This is a genomic window from Nisaea sp., from assembly GCF_965216895.1.
Classification (GTDB): domain Bacteria; phylum Pseudomonadota; class Alphaproteobacteria; order Thalassobaculales; family Thalassobaculaceae; genus Nisaea.
Window position 1 is genome coordinate 21,346 of the sequence record NZ_OZ244205.1, and the last position, 15,831, is coordinate 37,176.

Annotated in this window: 16 protein-coding genes and 1 tRNA gene; 13 read left to right on the plus strand and 4 right to left on the minus strand. The window is 64.1% G+C overall.

All coding sequences use genetic code 11. The features are described from left to right. Window positions 1-4: 4 nt before the first annotated feature. The 5 genes from ACOOE1_RS00100 to ACOOE1_RS00120 all read left to right on the plus strand — a co-directional run bounded on the left by ACOOE1_RS00100 (window position 5) and on the right by ACOOE1_RS00120 (window position 4,672). The gene (locus tag ACOOE1_RS00100) at window positions 5-1,108 is read left to right on the plus strand and encodes a CaiB/BaiF CoA transferase family protein (protein WP_420404302.1); all 1,104 of its coding nucleotides are present in this window, start codon (window positions 5-7) and stop codon (window positions 1,106-1,108) included. 48 nt (window positions 1,109-1,156) lie between these two features. Next, a complete protein-coding gene (locus tag ACOOE1_RS00105) occupies window positions 1,157-2,047 on the plus strand; it encodes an NAD(P)-dependent oxidoreductase (protein ID WP_420404303.1) in 891 nt (296 codons plus the stop codon). 113 nt (window positions 2,048-2,160) lie between these two features. After that, a complete protein-coding gene (locus tag ACOOE1_RS00110; RefSeq protein WP_420404304.1) occupies window positions 2,161-3,558 on the plus strand; it encodes a cytochrome ubiquinol oxidase subunit I in 1,398 nt (465 codons plus the stop codon). 2 nt (window positions 3,559-3,560) lie between these two features. Next, complete coding sequence (gene cydB / locus ACOOE1_RS00115; RefSeq protein ID WP_420404305.1) at window positions 3,561-4,565, plus strand: cytochrome d ubiquinol oxidase subunit II; 1,005 nt, start codon at window positions 3,561-3,563, stop codon at window positions 4,563-4,565. Further along, window positions 4,565-4,672, plus strand: coding sequence for a DUF2474 family protein (locus tag ACOOE1_RS00120; protein WP_420404306.1), 108 nt, complete (start codon window positions 4,565-4,567; stop codon window positions 4,670-4,672). The genes cydB and ACOOE1_RS00120 overlap by 1 nt, the downstream gene beginning before the upstream one ends. Before the next feature lie 177 nt (window positions 4,673-4,849). Here ACOOE1_RS00120 and ACOOE1_RS00125 read toward each other — a convergent pair whose 3' ends face one another. The 3 genes from ACOOE1_RS00125 to ACOOE1_RS00135 form a co-directional block, all read right to left on the minus strand. Beyond that, window positions 4,850-5,896, minus strand: a complete 1,047-nt coding sequence (locus ACOOE1_RS00125) for a hypothetical protein (RefSeq protein WP_420404307.1) — start codon at window positions 5,894-5,896, stop codon at window positions 4,850-4,852. Between the two features lie 273 nt (window positions 5,897-6,169). After that, window positions 6,170-6,246 (minus strand) — tRNA-Arg (locus ACOOE1_RS00130). A gap of 68 nt (window positions 6,247-6,314) precedes the next feature. Beyond that, entirely contained in the window at window positions 6,315-6,704 is a 390-nt protein-coding gene (locus tag ACOOE1_RS00135; protein WP_420404308.1) for a hypothetical protein, read from the minus strand. 753 nt (window positions 6,705-7,457) lie between these two features. Between ACOOE1_RS00135 and ACOOE1_RS00140 the strand changes: the two genes are divergently transcribed. The 8 genes from ACOOE1_RS00140 to ACOOE1_RS00175 all read left to right on the plus strand — a co-directional run bounded on the left by ACOOE1_RS00140 (window position 7,458) and on the right by ACOOE1_RS00175 (window position 14,702). Next, window positions 7,458-8,267 (plus strand): 2-keto-4-pentenoate hydratase, encoded by an 810-nt coding sequence (locus tag ACOOE1_RS00140; protein ID WP_420404309.1) that lies wholly within the window; start codon window positions 7,458-7,460, stop codon window positions 8,265-8,267. Continuing rightward, the gene (locus ACOOE1_RS00145; protein ID WP_420404310.1) at window positions 8,264-9,139 is read left to right on the plus strand and encodes a DUF547 domain-containing protein; all 876 of its coding nucleotides are present in this window, start codon (window positions 8,264-8,266) and stop codon (window positions 9,137-9,139) included. Before ACOOE1_RS00140 ends, ACOOE1_RS00145 begins: the two co-directional genes overlap by 4 nt. A 225-nt stretch (window positions 9,140-9,364) precedes the next feature. After that, window positions 9,365-10,177: a hypothetical protein gene (locus ACOOE1_RS00150; RefSeq protein WP_420404311.1), complete on the plus strand. Its 813-nt coding sequence runs from the start codon at window positions 9,365-9,367 to the stop codon at window positions 10,175-10,177. Window positions 10,178-10,277: 100 nt separating this feature from the next. Continuing rightward, the gene (fliG, locus tag ACOOE1_RS00155; protein WP_420404312.1) at window positions 10,278-11,300 is read left to right on the plus strand and encodes a flagellar motor switch protein FliG; all 1,023 of its coding nucleotides are present in this window, start codon (window positions 10,278-10,280) and stop codon (window positions 11,298-11,300) included. Between the two features lie 25 nt (window positions 11,301-11,325). Further along, window positions 11,326-11,661: a TraR/DksA family transcriptional regulator gene (locus ACOOE1_RS00160; RefSeq protein WP_420404313.1), complete on the plus strand. Its 336-nt coding sequence runs from the start codon at window positions 11,326-11,328 to the stop codon at window positions 11,659-11,661. Between the two features lie 43 nt (window positions 11,662-11,704). Then, window positions 11,705-12,772: a Rieske 2Fe-2S domain-containing protein gene (locus ACOOE1_RS00165; RefSeq protein WP_420404314.1), complete on the plus strand. Its 1,068-nt coding sequence runs from the start codon at window positions 11,705-11,707 to the stop codon at window positions 12,770-12,772. Between the two features lie 57 nt (window positions 12,773-12,829). Continuing rightward, window positions 12,830-13,441 carry a pyridoxamine 5'-phosphate oxidase family protein gene (locus ACOOE1_RS00170; protein WP_420404315.1) on the plus strand — a complete coding sequence of 204 codons (612 nt, stop codon included), beginning with the start codon at window positions 12,830-12,832 and terminating at the stop codon, window positions 13,439-13,441. A 154-nt stretch (window positions 13,442-13,595) separates the two neighbouring features. Beyond that, window positions 13,596-14,702, plus strand: coding sequence for a hypothetical protein (locus ACOOE1_RS00175; RefSeq protein ID WP_420404316.1), 1,107 nt, complete (start codon window positions 13,596-13,598; stop codon window positions 14,700-14,702). Between the two features lie 64 nt (window positions 14,703-14,766). Here the strand turns inward: ACOOE1_RS00175 and ACOOE1_RS00180 are convergent, their stop codons facing one another. Then, window positions 14,767-15,672, minus strand: a complete 906-nt coding sequence (locus tag ACOOE1_RS00180; RefSeq protein ID WP_420404317.1) for a LysR family transcriptional regulator — start codon at window positions 15,670-15,672, stop codon at window positions 14,767-14,769. Between the last annotated feature and the right edge of the window lie 159 nt (window positions 15,673-15,831).

A 15,831-nucleotide genomic window follows, 5' to 3' on the forward strand; every position in this document is an offset into this window, starting at 1 on the left:
CGTCATGACGCTTCCACTGAAAGGCCTCACCGTGCTGGCGCTGGAACAGGCCGTCGCGGCCCCGTTCTGCACCTCGCGGCTCGCCGATGCCGGCGCGCGGGTGATCAAGATCGAACGGCCGGAGGGCGATTTCGCCCGTGGTTATGACGATGTCGCCAAGGGTCAGAGCAGCTATTTCGTGTGGCTCAACCGCGGCAAGGAATCGATCGTGCTGAACCTCGCCTCGGACGAGGGCAAGGTGGCGTTCCGCGACCTCGTGGCCGAAGCTGATGTGCTGGTTCAGAACCTGAAGCCGGGCGCGCTCTCCCGGCTCGGCTTCCCGGTCGAGGAATTGCGGCTGACCTATCCGAAGCTGATCACGCTCTCGATCAGCGGCTATGGCGACGAAGGGCCACTCGCCGCGCGCAAGGCCTACGACCTGCTGATCCAGGCCGAGTCCGGGCTCTGCTCGATTACCGGCGGGCCGGAGGAGCCGGCACGGGTCGGCGTTTCCATCGTAGATATCGCGACCGGCCAGACCGCGCATGCCGCCGTGCTGGAGGCGCTCATCGCACGCTCGGTCTCGGGCGCGGGGGCGGATATCCGGATCTCCATGTTCGACGTGATGGCGGACTGGATGACGGTACCGCTGCTGAACCACGAGGGCGGGAAATCACCGAAGCGGCTCGGCCTGCGCCATCCCTCCATCGCACCTTACGGCGTCTTTCCGACGGCGGACGGCCCGTCCGTCCTGATCTCGATCCAGAGCGAGCGGGAATGGGCGGTGCTCTGCCGCGAGGTGCTGGAGGATGCGGGCGCGATCTCCGATCCGCGTTTCTCCAGCAACGTCGCCCGGGTGCGGAACCGGGCGGAAACCGACGCACTGGTGGCAGGCGTTTTCGGCAAGTTGCCGGTGGAGGAACTGGAAGCAAAGCTCGACGCGGCGGACATCGCCTTCGCGCGGATCAACGACACCGGTGCGCTCTCGTCCCATCCGCATCTCCGCCGCATCACGGTCAAGACGCCGAACGGCTCCATTGCCTATCCCGCGCCCGCTGCGATTTTTGTCGGCGCACCGCGGAGTTACGGTCCGGTACCGGCTGTGGGAGAGAAACCGGGGCTGTCCTGATCGTTCCGAACCGTTAAGCTGCCACCCGATCGATCACGGGGGGACGACATGAGCGAGAAACTGCGCGTGGGCTTTATCGGCGCCGGTCTGATGGGACACGGCATGGCGAAGAACCTGGTCGAGAAGGGGTATCCCCTTGCGGTCATGGGCAATCGGAACCGGCAGCCGATCGAGCATCTGGTCTCGCTCGGCGCGACGGAGGCGAAGACGCCCCGCGCTGTCGCCGAGGCCGCCGACATCGTCTTTCTCTGCCTGCCGAACTCTGCGGTCGTCGACAGTGTCGTCCTCGGCGCTGACGGGATTGCGGAGGCCGCGCGCGAGGGCCTGATCGTCGCCGACTCCACCACGGCCGATCCGACGGAGACAAGGCGCATCGGCGCCGCGCTGGCGGCGCTGGGCGCGACGATGCTGGACACGCCGCTCACCATGACACCGAAGGAGGCCGAGGCCGGGACGCTGAACGTGCTGGTCGGCGGGCCGGCGGAGGTGCTGGAGAGGGCCCGTCCCGCGATCGAATGCTTCGGAAAGAACATCTTCCATGTCGGCCCGCTCGGCGCGGCACACAGCCTGAAGCTGATCAACAATTTCATGTCCATGAGCATGGTCGCGCTGTTTTCGGAGGCGGTGGTGACGGCCCGCAAGGCCGGGGTCAGCGTCGAGGGCCTGCACGAACTGATCTCCGCCGGCGCGCTCAACAACGCGCTGTTCCAGAAGGTGATGGACTGGCCGCTGAAAGGCGATGCGAGCGGGCTGCAATTCGCCATCGAGAACGCGCTGAAGGATGTCTCCTACTACAACCGCGTCGCAGCCGATGCGGGATCGACAGCACCGATCGGCGCGACCGTGCAGCAGATCTATGCCCTCGCCAATGCGCAGGGCGAAGGCAAGACCCATGTGCCGAAACTGATGGACGTGCTGGGGCGGCTGAACGGGCTCTGACGCCATGTTGCATCGCCGCGGCTTGTTCTGCGCCGATCTCACCGGAACGGTCATTCCCCAGAACCAACCAGATGCGAGAGATGCCACAAGTCTCTGACCGGGAGCACTGACCCATGGATATGCCGCTTGCGGTCGATCTGGCGCGGATACAGTTCGCGTTTACGGTCTCGTTTCATATCGTTTTCCCGGCATTCTCGATCGGGCTGGCCTCCTACCTCGCGGTGCTCGAGGCGCTTTGGCTAAAGACCGGTCGGCAGGTCTATCTCGATACCTTTCAGTACTGGCTGAAGATCTTCGCTCTCGTCTTCGGAATGGGCGTCGTCTCCGGGATCGTGATGAGCTACGAATTCGGCGCTAACTGGAGTGTCTTCGCGGACAAGACGGGGCCTGTCCTCGGCCCGCTGATGGGCTATGAGGTGCTTTCCGCCTTCTTCCTCGAGGCGGGCTTTCTCGGCGTCATGCTGTTCGGTTTGAAAAAGGTCGGCAAGAGGCTGCATTTCCTCGCCACCCTGATGGTCGCCATGGGCACCGGATTTTCGGCGTTCTGGATTCTCAGCGTGAACAGCTGGATGCAGACCCCGGCGGGCTACGACATCAACGCGGCCGGCCAGTTTGTGCCTGTGGATTGGTGGGCAATCGTCTTCAACCCGTCCTTTCCGTTCCGTTTCGTCCATATGGTACTGGCGGCCTATCTTACGACCGCCCTCGTGGTCGGCGCGGTCGGCGCGTGGCATCTGCTGCGCGACAGCACGAACGGAAGCGCGCGGGTGATGTTTTCCATGGCGATGTGGATGGCGGTGATCGTGGCGCCGGTGCAGCTCGTCGCAGGCGATCTGCACGGTCGCAACACCCTGCAACACCAGCCAGCGAAGATCGCGGCGATGGAGGGGCATTTCGAGACAGAGAACGGGGCACCGCTGATCCTGTTCGGCTGGCCGGACATGGAGGCGGAGAAAACCCGCTTCGCCCTGGAGATCCCGAAGCTGGGCAGTTTGATCCTCACGCGGGATCCCGATGGCGAGGTGAGGGGACTGAAAGACTGGCCGCCCGGCGAACGTCCGAACGCGACCATCGTTTTCTGGTCCTTCCGGGTCATGGTGGGGCTCGGCCTGGCCATGGTCGGGCTCGGGCTCTGGGCGCTCTGGCTTCGGGCCCGGGGCCGCCTCTACGTGCCCGGATGGGCGCATCGGGCGGCCATCCTGATGGGGCCGTCGGGCTTCGTTGCCGTGCTGGCGGGCTGGATCACCACCGAGGTCGGCCGGCAGCCCTACACGGTCTATGGCCTGCTGCGCACGGTCGACTCGGCCTCGCCGCTCGACGCGCCGGCGGTCGCGACCTCGCTGGCGGTGTTTGCGGTGGTTTACTTCTTTGTCTTCGGCGCGGGTGTCTTCTACCTGTTCAGGCTCATGGCGAAGACGCCGGCGGTTCACGAGAGCGGCCCGCCCGAAACCGAACCGGCCAGAGCCGCCGGCATGGGACAAGGCAAGCGATCCGCGGGAGGGGAGGGCTGATCATGGAACTCGATCTTCCGCTCGTCTGGGCCATCCTGATCGCTGTCGCGGTGCTGGCCTATATCCTGCTCGACGGTTTCGATCTCGGTGTCGGTATCCTCTTTCCGTTCCTTGAGGACCGCGACCAGCGGGACACAGCGATGAACACCATCGCACCTGTCTGGGACGGCAACGAGACCTGGCTGGTGCTCGGAGGGGGCGGACTGTTCGCTGTCTTCCCGCTGGCCTATGCGGTGATCATGCCGGCGGTCTACGCGCCGCTCATCGCCATGCTGGTCGGACTGATCTTCCGCGGCGTTGCCTTCGAGTACCGCTGGAAGACCGAGCGCTGGAAGCGGGTCTGGGATCTGTCTTTCTCGTTGGGATCTCTTGCCGCCGCGCTCAGCCAGGGGATCATTCTCGGCGCGCTGCTCCAGGGCATTCCCGTCGAGGGCCGCGCCTATGCAGGGGGCTGGTGGGACTGGCTCACTCCGTTCAGCCTGCTCTGCGGCGTGGCGGTCGCGCTCGGCTACGCCCTGCTCGGCGCGACCTGGCTGATCATGAAGACGGAAGGCGGGCTGCAGGAGCGAGCCTTCCGGCTGGCGCGCCTGCCGGCGATCGGCACCGTGGCGATGATCGGCGTGGTCAGTCTCTGGACCCCGTTCCTCGACGCGGCCTACATGCTGCGCTGGTTTGCCCTGCCGCAGTTTCTCTGGCTGGCGCCGGTGCCCGTGCTGACCGGACTCGCCGCGCTGAGCCTCGGATACGGTCTCGCGAAACGGCGCGATTGCCGGCCCTTCTTCTCCTCACTCGCGCTCTTCGTGCTCTGCTTCGCGGGCCTCGGTGTCAGCGTCTTTCCTTATATGGTCCCGCCATCGATCACCATCCACGCCGCGGCGGCGCCGGACGAAAGCCTCTCGTTCCTGCTGGTCGGCACCGTCGTGCTGCTGCCCATTATTTTCGGCTACACGGTTTACGCGTATCGGGTGTTCCGGGGAAAGGTGCGCAGCGGTGAGGGCTATCATTGATGCCACCGGGGATAAGCAGGCTCGCATGGTTCGCCGGACTCTGGTGCGCCGGGGTGCTCGCCCTCGGCGCTGTAGCGCTGCTGATCCGCTGGGCGATCGGGATGTAGGAAAACCGTCGATTTCGACAGGATCCGGGGCCGTGACCTGAGTTTCGCGATTCCGGCGCTCCATCACGATGAATGGCGGGGGCGCTCGGGAACGAAGCGGTACAGGACCGATAAGGTCTTACCGGTAACCGCCGGGCCGGTTGGTCCCGCCATCAGTCCGGAGCTGCCGCAGCAGCCTCACCCGGACAGAAGGGCATGGAGGCCATAGTAAAGGATGAAGGCGTTGACGAAGGCCAGATAGTAGAGGCCGGTCATGAAATAGGCCTCCATCTGCGGAGACTTCGTGGAGAGCACCAGGATGTAACGCGCATCGGTCGGGCCGCGTACGATCAGCACGAACAGAATGGCATTGATCATCAGGTGGCCGATGGCATCGACCAGACCGAACTCGAATATGCCGAGAACCAGCAGGGTCTGGAAGCCGAAGGCGATCAGGCGGGTCGCCACCGAGGCGGCGCCCAGCAGGGTGAAGATGATCACGAACTCCACGAACCCGGCCAGAACCATGTAGGTCTCGGGATCGATTCCCATCAGTATCCCGGGATGTTTGGCCAGCAGCGGATAGGTCCATTCCGGGTAGGCGAATTTCTCGATCGACAGCCAGAGGAAGTTCACCCCGGTGGCCGCGAACAGGGTCACGAAGCCGGATTTCTTCCAGCCGGACGAGGTGCTGGCGGTCGCCATGAAGAAATAGGCGATGGCCGGGAAGATCAGATAGTCGATCAGATGGAACACGCCGTAATGGTGCAACGCCAGGGCATAGAGCAGCAGGATCCCCGCTCCGAGCAGCGGCGTGGTCCAACGGCTCAGCGCGCAGAGCGCAAGGGCGAGCTGGAACCAGGGCACCCAGCCTTCGTCGGCGCCCAGTTCCGGCGCAAGATAGAAGCGGATTCCGCCGAATACCGCCATGGCCCAGGCCGAGGCAAAGAACAGACCCGCTGCCCCGCGCATGATCAGGACCGAGAGCCCGTCGAAGACCTTCAGACGCTGGTCGAGCGCCTGCATGACGCCGCGACGCAGCGCGATGCGGTCGACCATGAAGAACAGGTACACAAGGGCGACCGAAATCAGGAAGAAAGTTATGAAGGTGGGGCTCAGTACGGCGTCGATGGACTTGGGCGGAGCCGAAAGATCGAAGGGTTCGAACCACTTGATATGCGCCGCTGCGGGCGAAGCGATCGGCATCGTTGCAAGCAGGAGAGCGGCGGTACGGCCGATCCTCATGGCGCACCGACCCGGTCCGCGCCGGAAACCCGGCCGGGCGGAACAATCGGCGATTCCGAAGTCGCGAGAGGCAGACAGATCAACAATCTCAATCCAAGAGGTAGGCGGCTAGCCCGATCTTGGCAGGAAGTCTGATCGCATTTCCAGTATTTTTAATCCGGCATTTCCCGCTTGGGCGGGGCGGATCGATTTTGGTGACGATGCCCCCGACGCGAGGTGGAATCCCGGCTTTAGCTGTCGACAGGTCTGAAAGGCAGGTGGCGGTGGGCGAACTGGCGACCCCGACAGGATTCGAACCTGTGACCTACAGATTAGGAATCTGTTGCTCTATCCTGCTGAGCTACGGGGCCGCTTGGGGAGGAAGTGATACAGGACCGGTAGGAACTTGCCAATGCCGGAGCGCGGGTTTCGGCCGCTCTTATTCCGCGGGCACCCGGCGATTGCTGTCGATCATGTTCTCAAGCGGGCCGGGGGTAACCAGGCAGCTGATATAGTGCACCTTTTCCCGGAACAGGTTGGAGAGCCATTCCTCGGCCACCTTGCGCGCGGCGGAGAGCCGGTGACCGCCATCGACCAGTACGAAGCTGTCGTCCAGATAGAAGATGTGGAGGGGGTCGGAGGACGCATAACCATGGTCGCGGATCGCGCGGACCAAGCGCCAGAAGCGGTCGTTCTGCCGGTCCGTGCCGCGATCGTCGTTGATCAGATGCAGCTTCTGGATCTGATCGAGCGTCAGATCCACCTCCGCGAAGCCCTGTTCGCGCAGCTGTTTCTTGATCGATTTCTTGACCTTGCCCTTGATGACCATGTTCGGCCGCCCGGTATTCTCACTGGAATCGTTACAACTCGAAGACATACACATAGGTTCGAACGAATTCGAATTCCAGCAAAATATGCGCACTGGTTGCGCTTTTGCTTTCTCGGTGCCGCGCCGGACGGGACGGCATGATCGATCTATGTTTCTGAAAAACTACCATAAAGGCAGTTAACAAAGATCTAAGAGCGGCGAAGAATCATCCGGAAGATGAAGGCGACGAAACCGCCTCCGCCGACCATCTTGCCGAGAGTCACGGAGAGGATAGAGCCGCCGATTCGGGCCGGCGCAGCCCCTGCAACGCCGGAAAACGTAGCGATCGGCAGAAAATCAGGTTCGCTGGCCGTGTGCTCCGGGTCGATTCCGTGACGGCACGGACGGGAACCGGGATACGGAAAATCTTCCCGGCGCGGACCGCGCCGCGCCGCAGCGCCGGACCGCGAGACAAACCACGTGGTTGCAGGACAGGTCGCGCCGGAACATTTTTTCGAATGAAAGTTCGAATCCGCCAATCGCGGTGCGCGCCGCGGTTCCCGGTGCCCTCCCCGGCCGGCTCCGGCACGCCGCCGGAGAGATGAGAACAGGGTCCTCGCGCGGTGATATGACCGATCTCAGCCGAGACATCCGGGCATCCTTTCGGCCGTTGAAAAGCGGGATGCCGGTCTGCGGGTCGAGCGCCGCCCGGCCTTGTGGGGCGCTCGCGGATCGGAGAGACTGCGGCCCGAACCGTGCAAGGGAGGACAGATGATGGCGGAGCGAGGCGGAATTGGCGAAAAGGAACATGCGGTTGCCCGCCATCTGCTGGCGGAACATGCATCCCGGACACCCTATCATACCCTGACCGGCGACCTGGCCCTTGCGGACATGGCCGAGGCTTACCGGACACAGCAGGCGTTCATTTCCCAACGCCGCGAGGCGGCGGGCTCCGGAATCGCCGGCTACAAGATCGCGCTGACCTCGAAGGCGATGCAGGATTTCGTCGGCGTCGATCACCCGCTGCTCGGCGCCATTTTCGACGACACGGTGCATGCCTCCCCGGCGGAGATTTCCCTCGCCGATTTCCAGCGCGTCGGCATCGAGTTCGAACTGGCGCTGCGACTGGGGCGCGATGTGCCCGCGGCCCCGGCCGCCTATGATGCGGCAGGCATCGCCCCCTTCGTCGATGCGGTCATCCCCGCCTTCGAGCTGGTCGAGGACCGCAACGCGGTCTACGCGGATTTCGATGCGCTCTCCCTTGTCGCGGACAACGCCTGGAGCGCCGGCGTCGTGCTGGGCGGTCCGGTCGGCGACTGGCGCGGCCTGGACCTGGCATCGACTCCGACGCGACTCGAGGCGAACGGCGAGATCGAGACGGCGACCACCGGTGCGGCCCTCGGCAGTCCGTTGAACGCCCTGGCCTGGGCGGCGAACGAGCTCGGCGCCCAGGGCCGGCCGCTCTCGGCCGGTATGATCGTCATGACCGGCTCGACCATGAAGACGCGGTTCCCGGCCTCCGGCGAGGCGTTCCGCTACGAGATCGAAAGCGTGGGTGCGGTCGGGCTCTCGATCCTGCCATGAACACTCCTCCGGAACCGGGGCGCCGCCGGCTGCTGGCGGGGATGCTGCTGACGGCGGCGCTCGGCGGATGTTCCGGCCTTGGCCCGCATCGTGCGGACCGTCCCTTCCGGCCGGGCCCCGTGCGGCCGCTGGCCCACTGGCAGGCGCATAGTCCCGGCTCGCGGCGCCTGGTCGATCACAGTCTCTGGGACCGTTTCCTGCGCACCTACAGGCGGCTGCGTTCCGACCGGGTGCCGCTGCTGCCCTATGGCGAGGTGGCGAGCGCCGAGCTGGAACTGCTCGACGAATATCTCTCGCAGCTCGCGGCGATCCCGGTGCACAGTCTCGACCGTCCGGAGCAGTACGCCTTCTGGCTGAACCTCCACAATGCGCTGGTGGTCCGTCTGATCGAACGAGCCTATCTGGTGCTCTCCATTCGCGACATCGATTTCGGCGATGGCACACCGTGGAACCGGCCGATCGTGGAGGTCGAGGGCCGGCGTCTCAGCCTTGGCGATATCCGGGACCGCATCCTGCGCGCCTTCTGGCGGGACGGACGGCTGCATTACGGTCTCTGCTACGGCGCCGTCGGCTCCCCGGGGCTGCTCGGCGAGGCCTTCACCGGAGCCAATGTGGACAGGCTGCTCGACGAGCAGGCGCTTGAATTCGTCAATCATCCGCGCGGCGTCTGGGTCGATGGCAATCGGGCCGTGCTGTCCAGTCTATACGACTGGTACGCCGAGGATTTCGGCGGCTCGCGCGGTCCGATTCTGGCGCATCTGAGGCTTTATGCCCTGCCGGGGCTCCGGCCGCTGCTGCACGATGACCTCGTTATCGACCATGCGTTCGACTGGTCGCTGAACGATGCGACCGGCAGTCTCGGGAAGATTTGAGAGAAGCCTTCCCGTGTCGGAACATTCCCGCGGGGCCCGCGTCGGTCGGTTGCGGGGCTGGAAGAACATATTCTCAGGCGGGATTTGATCTCGGCGCTGCAATGCGGTTGAGTGGTGGTCGTTCCACTGGGGCGAAAATCTGTCTCGCGCTCGCTCACGACGCGCTACTGTCTTTCAACGGCTTCACCGCCGCAGCACAACCGGTCTGGCAAGGAGACGCATGCAATGAAACAAGTCCTTCTCCCGTTCGGGTCTGACAATGCCGACGTGACGCCGGTCTCCGCGGCGGCGCAATTTGCGAACCGGTTCGACGGCAAGGTCACCGCCCTGTTCTATCCCCGGCTTCCGGATCCGGTGATTGTCGATCCGATGAGCGGTGGCGTCGTTTCCTATGAAGGCATCGACGAGGAAGTCGCCGCGCAGCGCGAGCAGGCGGAAGGGCAGTTCGCGGCCCTGAAAGACGGTCTCGCTTCGGATCTGGCATCTCTGCTCTCGGTCGATATGCAGCGCCTGTCGAACTGGCGCCAGATCGGCGAGGAGTCCCGGGTCTTCGACCTCACCGTGGTGGCGCGGACGAGCAAGAGCCCGCATTGGCAGACCCTCTTCGAGATGGCGCTCTTCGAGGGCGGCCGGCCGGTGATGCTGGTGCCCGAAGGCTGGACCAAGCCGTTCGGCGATACGGTGGTCATCGCCTGGAACCGCAGCACGGAGACGGCGCGTCTGATCGGCCAGAGCCTCGGCGCCCTCAAGGCGGCGAAGTCCGTGCATATCGTCGAGCTGGAAGGCTGGTACACGGCCGGGCCGGACGGGAAGGCGCTGCAGGCTTATTTTGCCGGACACGGGATCGAGGCCGCACATCACAAGGCCGACGCGCCGAACGGGCCGGGTGCGAAGATGGTCGAGCTGTCGCGCGACCTCGGAGCCGACCTGATGCTGAAGGGGGCCTATACGCAGAGCCGCCTGACGCAGCTGATTTTCGGTGGTGCCACCCGTCAGGTGCTCGAGCAGTCGGACATCCCCGTCATCTTCGCGCACTGACCTGCAGGGAAGCGGCCCGCCAGGCCCGGACTATGATGCATCGCTCCGATTTGTTATGATTCGCCAGATGCATGGGTTGATCTGAGAGAGGGTTCCCACCATGGGCATTCGGGTCCGTGAGGATTACCGGGGCATTACCGGGCCGGAGAAGGCCGCCATCCTCCTGATGTCGCTCGGCGAGGACCAGGCAGGCAAGATTTTCGCTCTGCTGGACGACGAGGAGATCAAGGAAGTCTCCCAGGTCATGGCCGGGCTCGGCACGGTCAGCTCCAACATCGTCGAGCGGCTGTTCGTGGAGTTCGCCGAGCAGGTCTCCTCCACAGGCTCCCTCGTCGGCTCGATGGATTCGACCGAGCGGCTGCTGACCAAGGTGCTCGGCGGCGACCGCGTCAACGAGATCATGGAGGAAATCCGCGGTCCGGCCGGCCGCACCATGTGGGACAAGCTCGCCAACGTGAACGAACAGGTTCTCGCGAATTATCTGAAGAACGAATACCCGCAGACCGTCGCGGTCATCCTCGGCAAGATCGGCCAGGCCCATGCCGGCAAGGTGCTCTCGATCCTGCCCGAAAACTTCGCCATGGAAGTGGTCATGCGGATGCTGCGCATGGAGGCGGTGAACAAGGAGATCGAGAAGGACGTGGAGCGCGTGCTGCGCACCGAGTTCATGTCGAACCTCGCCCGCACCAACCGGCGCGACGCGCACGAGATGATGGCGGAGATCTTCAACAACCTGGACCGGGCGACGGAGAGCCGTTTTCTCTCGGCGCTGGAGGAACGCAACAAGGACAGCGCGGAAAAGATCCGCAGCCTGATGTTCACCTTCGAGGACCTGGCGCGGATCGATCCGGCGGGAGTGCAGACGCTGCTCCGCGCAGTGGACAAGGACAAGCTGACGATCGCGCTGAAGGGCGCGTCGGAGGAACTGAAGGACCTGTTTTTCTCGAACATGTCGGAGCGCGCGGCGAAGCTGCTGCGCGAGGACATGCAGTCGCTCGGCCCCATGCGGCTGAAGGATGTCGAGGAGGCTCAGACGGCGATGGTCACGGCGGCAAAAGATCTGGCCGACCGCGGCGAACTCGTGATCGGCGGCTCCGGCGGCGACGACCAGCTCGTCTACTGAACCGGTATCGGGTGCCAGGGGTGTCATGGGATTCGATTTCGACCATTTCCGCGAACGTCTTCTCGCCCGGCGCGCGGAAATCCAGAGCGTGATGGACGTGGCGTCCGGTTCCGCCAAACCTGTGGAACTGGACCAGACACGGGTGGGCCGTCTTTCGCGGATGGACGCCTTGCAGGGACAGGCTATGGCTAAGGAAACCGAACGCCGCCGCGCTCTCGAATTGCGGCGCATCAGCACCGCCCTCGAGCGTATCGAGGAGGAGGAGTTCGGCTATTGCGTTTCCTGCGGCGAGGAAATCCCCCTGAAGCGGCTGGAACTCGACCCGGCGGTCACGACCTGCGTCGCCTGCGCCGGAAAATGAAGGCGCTTGCCGCCGCGCGGCGCGCTTGGCACTCTCCGGCACCATGAACGAGCTCAGCCAAAAGTCCGATGACGGATTTCTCCGGGATATCTGGTATTTCGCCCTGCCCGGGGCGGCTCTGAAACCGGGGCAGATGGTGGCGAAAACCCTGCTGGGAGAGCCCGTGGTGATCGCCCGCCAGGCCGATGGAAAAGCCTACGCGCTGCGCGATATCTGTCCGCACAGGGGCATTCCGCTCTCCGACGGTCGCATGGTCGGAAACGAGGTCGAGTGCTGCTACCACGGCTGGCGCTTCAATTGCGAGGGCACCTGCACGCTCATTCCCTCGATCACCACCGAGCAGGATTTCGATCCGGCGCGGATCCGGGTCCGGAGCTATCCGCTGGTGGAGAAACATGGCGGACTCTGGGTCTTCATGGCCCGGGCCGACGCCAGGGCCCGGCCTGCCGACCTGCCGGATCCGGGACTGCCGGGCATCCCGGACTTCGCGGAGACGCCGAATATCCAGGTCAGCATGGATTTTCCGTGTCATATCGACCATGCGGTGATCGGCCTGATGGATCCGGCGCACGGCCCCTATGTGCACAAGAGCATTCTCTGGCGCGACGAGAAGAGCATGCATGACAAGGCGAAGGAGTTCGGTCCCTCCGAATTCGGCTTCGCCATGAAGCGCCATACGCCCTCGAAGAATGCGGCGGCCTACAAGATCCTCGGCGGCGAGATCACCACGGAGATCCGCTTCCGGCTGCCGGGCGTCCGGGTCGAGCACATCATCGCCGGACGCTATCAGCTCTGCAATCTGACCTGCGTGACGCCGCTCGGCCCGATGCAGACCGAGGTGCATCACATGGTCTACTGGACCGCGCCCTGGCTCTCGCCGCTGAAGCCGGTGCTCGTTCCGCTGGTGAAGCGTTTCCTCGGGCAGGACCGCGATGTCGTCGTCAAGCAGCAACGCGGGCTCGCCTTCAATCCGCAGCTCATGCTGATCAACGATTCCGACATCCAGGCGAAATGGTATTTCCGCCTGAAGAAGTCCTTCGAGGCCTGGCGCAAGGAAGGCGGCGCCTTCGAAAACCCGGTCCGCGACACGGTGCTGCGCTGGCGGAGTTGACCTCGGCTCCGCGTCGGCGCAGCATTGCCGTTCCTTTCTCTCTCCCGGACGGAAATCATGGCGAAGATCGAGACCGTCGAGGCGTTGCGCGCACTCTATAAACCCGTACACGAACGCGCGCGGCAGAAGGAAATCCCGGCGCTGGACAAACATTGCCGTCGCTTCATCGAGCTTTCCCCTTTCCTGCTCCTGGCGACCCACAATGCCGAGGGCGTGGTCGATATCTCGCCGCGCGGAGACGGTCCGGGCTTCGTCTCGATGCTTGACGACAAGACCCTTCTGATTCCGGACCGGCCGGGGAACAATAGGCTCGATTCCCTGCGGAACATCCTCGAGAATCCGACGGTTTCCGCAATCTTCCTGGTGCCGGGCATGGACGAGACCCTGCGCATCCGGGGCCGGGCCGAGGTCCGCGACGATGACGACCTGCGCGCCGGCTTCGAGGTGCGCGGCAGACTGCCGGCAACCGTCATCAGGATCGCGATCGACACCGCTTTCCTGCATTGCGCCAAGGCGCTCATGCGCTCCCGGCTCTGGCACCCGTCGGCGCAGATCGAGCGCTCCGAACTGCCGAGCCTCGGCCAGATGATCAAGGACCAGGTCGGCATCGACATGTCGGCCGAAAGCCAGGAACAGATGGTCGCGCGCTACAAGGAAACTCTTTATTGAGGCCATCGACGCAAGCCGGGAGAAGCCGTCCGGCGGCGCGCTCCCGCTGCTGTCCGTAACCGGAGAATATCTCGCGTTATTGGCGCTATAACGTTGAGATTACGGCGGTACGGTCTCCTTGGTCGCACAACAGCGAACCTTGAGGAGGCTGGGAATGTCTTTCCTGACGAAATCAATACCGCTATCGGCCTGTGCGTTGCTTGCTGCGGGATGCGCCGCGACGCCGGACGCCATCATCAACTATCCGCTCGCCACCAGCGACGGCACCGTCACCGTCACGCGGAATGTCAGCTGTACGGTCCGCAACGAACTCATCGTGCAAACGACGGTGGCTGCGAACATGATCCACTACGCGGACCCGGTAGATCGCGGAAGTGTCCGCCTCGGCGATCTCGACGGGGCCTTTTCGAACACGTCGCTGGACTTCGAGATGCATCCGGACGGGCGCCTCAAAGGGGTGAACACCTCAAGTACGGGCCAAGGTCAAACGGTCCTGAATGCCGCGCTTAAACTGGCCGGAACGGTCTTGCCCTTGGCCGGAGTAGCGGGTGTCATGCCGCTTGCGGAAATTGAAGCGCCGGATGCCTCGCCCGAAGAACGGACCCGCCTTGCCCTCGCGAAGAAGATCTGCGACTACATCAACGACGGCGAGATGAAGGACGGGAAACCGGTGCGCAGCAAGTCGGTTTCTTTGACGTTCGATGCCACGATGAACGGTGACCGGGTCGCACTGGACAGCATGCTCGCCTTCAGGCCGAGGCCGAGCAGCGAATTTGCGTGGAAGGAGCTCCAGCCTGCGCTGGGCAATATTTCTGGGCGAGTCACCGTTCGTCAGTCCGACTTCGTACCGGTGACGCTGGGCCCCGATATCGCGGCCGGCGCCTATCTGAAGATGCGTGAGCCCGCGATGGCGGATATCGAGATCAATATGGGGCCGGGGGTGCTCGTCAGCGAGGACTGGACCGGGACGGTCATGCTCGCCCAGTTCGGCCCCGAATACGAAATTCCGATCCCGAAATCCGCTCTTTTCGGCAAACAGACCTTCGAGCTCGCCGTTTCCGAAGCGGGGCGTGTCACCAAGATCGGATACGGCAAGGACACCGGAGCGGCCGAAGCGCTCGGCGTGGCGCAAACCGCGGTCGACATGTTCAAAGACGAGAGCGCGGCGTCGGAGGCGAAGAAGCTGAATGACGAAGCCGATGTGATCAAGGCACAACAGCGGCTCACGAAATGCCAGGCCGATCCCGCCACCTGTGAATAGCAGCCGGGACTGACCTGACCTCGGGCAAGTGCGACTATTGCGCTTGCCCGGGGGGCTGAGCGTCTCAGACCGTCCCCTCCAGCGCTTCCTTCTCCTTCTGAAACAGCCGTGCCAGTTCGTCCATCATCGCGCGGACCCGGGGCAGGGTGCGCAGATCTCGATGGACCAGCATCCACTGGTCGGCGATGACGTCCTCCAGAACCGGCGTCGCGCGGACCAGAGACGGATCCGCATCGCCGACAAAGCAGGGCAGCACGGTCACGCCGGCGCCGGACGAGACCGCGTAATGCAGACTGTTGCCATTGTTCGTGCGTATGGCCGGCGAACGGTTGCCGAGCAGGCGGCTGATCCATGCCTGGCCCGGCATGTAGTGGTGCTCCTCATCGAAGCCGATCCACGGCAGGTAGGCGAGGGAGCCGTTCAGAGCGTCTCTTTCGGGACTGCCGATCTGCCCGACCAGCTGCGGCGTGCCGTAGACCGCATAGCGGAAGCGGCCGATCCGCCGTGTCACCAGGTCTGCGGCGTCCGGCACCACTTCGCGAATGGAGATGTCCGCTTCCCGGCGCGACAGGTTCGCCATCAGGTGGGTGACGTGGAACTCGATCTCGATCTCCGGCAGGCGGTCGCGCAGTTCGACGAGATGCCGGGTCAGGAACTGCATCATGTGCTCGCCGACCGAGACCCGCACCGTGCCGCGCGCCGTGTCGGTAAGGCCGAGGCTGCGGCGCTCGATGGCCTGTGCGGCATCGTCCATCGCCTCGACATCGGCGAGCAGCTGTTCCGCCGCCGGCGTAAGCACGTAGCCGTCCGGCAGACGGTCGAACAGCCTGGCGCCGATAGCGTCCTCCAGAGACTTCACGCGGCGCGCGACGGTCGGATGACTGACATTCAATGCCTTCGCCGCTGCCGTGAGGCTGCGTTCGCGTGCGAGGGTCAGAAAGACCCGGTAATCGTCCCAGTCGGTCAACATGAGCGCACCCTACTGCGAGTGGATCGCAATTTTGCAGTACAAATTTGTTCATTGCGATGCAAAATTTATCCAACGCTGGAATATTATCATTCGGATAATCTGATCGCGGTTGGAATCCGGACGCTGGCTCCCGCGCGTCCGGACTGTCGCAAGGGGACC

Coding starts and splice junctions, on each gene's coding strand:
- ACOOE1_RS00105 (WP_420404303.1), top strand. CDS start 1,157: ATGAGCGAGAAACTGCGCGTGGGCTTTATCGGCGCCGGTCTGATGGGA.
- cydB (WP_420404305.1), top strand. CDS start 3,561: ATGGAACTCGATCTTCCGCTCGTCTGGGCCATCCTGATCGCTGTCGCG.
- ACOOE1_RS00140 (WP_420404309.1), top strand. CDS start 7,458: ATGGCGGAGCGAGGCGGAATTGGCGAAAAGGAACATGCGGTTGCCCGC.
- ACOOE1_RS00150 (WP_420404311.1), top strand. CDS start 9,365: ATGAAACAAGTCCTTCTCCCGTTCGGGTCTGACAATGCCGACGTGACG.
- ACOOE1_RS00100 (WP_420404302.1), top strand. CDS start 5: ATGACGCTTCCACTGAAAGGCCTCACCGTGCTGGCGCTGGAACAGGCC.
- ACOOE1_RS00145 (WP_420404310.1), top strand. CDS start 8,264: ATGAACACTCCTCCGGAACCGGGGCGCCGCCGGCTGCTGGCGGGGATG.
- ACOOE1_RS00175 (WP_420404316.1), top strand. CDS start 13,596: ATGTCTTTCCTGACGAAATCAATACCGCTATCGGCCTGTGCGTTGCTT.
- ACOOE1_RS00135 (WP_420404308.1), bottom strand. CDS start 6,704: ATGGTCATCAAGGGCAAGGTCAAGAAATCGATCAAGAAACAGCTGCGC.
- ACOOE1_RS00120 (WP_420404306.1), top strand. CDS start 4,565: ATGCCACCGGGGATAAGCAGGCTCGCATGGTTCGCCGGACTCTGGTGC.
- ACOOE1_RS00180 (WP_420404317.1), bottom strand. CDS start 15,672: ATGTTGACCGACTGGGACGATTACCGGGTCTTTCTGACCCTCGCACGC.
- ACOOE1_RS00125 (WP_420404307.1), bottom strand. CDS start 5,896: ATGAGGATCGGCCGTACCGCCGCTCTCCTGCTTGCAACGATGCCGATC.
- fliG (WP_420404312.1), top strand. CDS start 10,278: ATGGGCATTCGGGTCCGTGAGGATTACCGGGGCATTACCGGGCCGGAG.
- ACOOE1_RS00165 (WP_420404314.1), top strand. CDS start 11,705: ATGAACGAGCTCAGCCAAAAGTCCGATGACGGATTTCTCCGGGATATC.
- ACOOE1_RS00110 (WP_420404304.1), top strand. CDS start 2,161: ATGGATATGCCGCTTGCGGTCGATCTGGCGCGGATACAGTTCGCGTTT.
- ACOOE1_RS00170 (WP_420404315.1), top strand. CDS start 12,830: ATGGCGAAGATCGAGACCGTCGAGGCGTTGCGCGCACTCTATAAACCC.
- ACOOE1_RS00160 (WP_420404313.1), top strand. CDS start 11,326: ATGGGATTCGATTTCGACCATTTCCGCGAACGTCTTCTCGCCCGGCGC.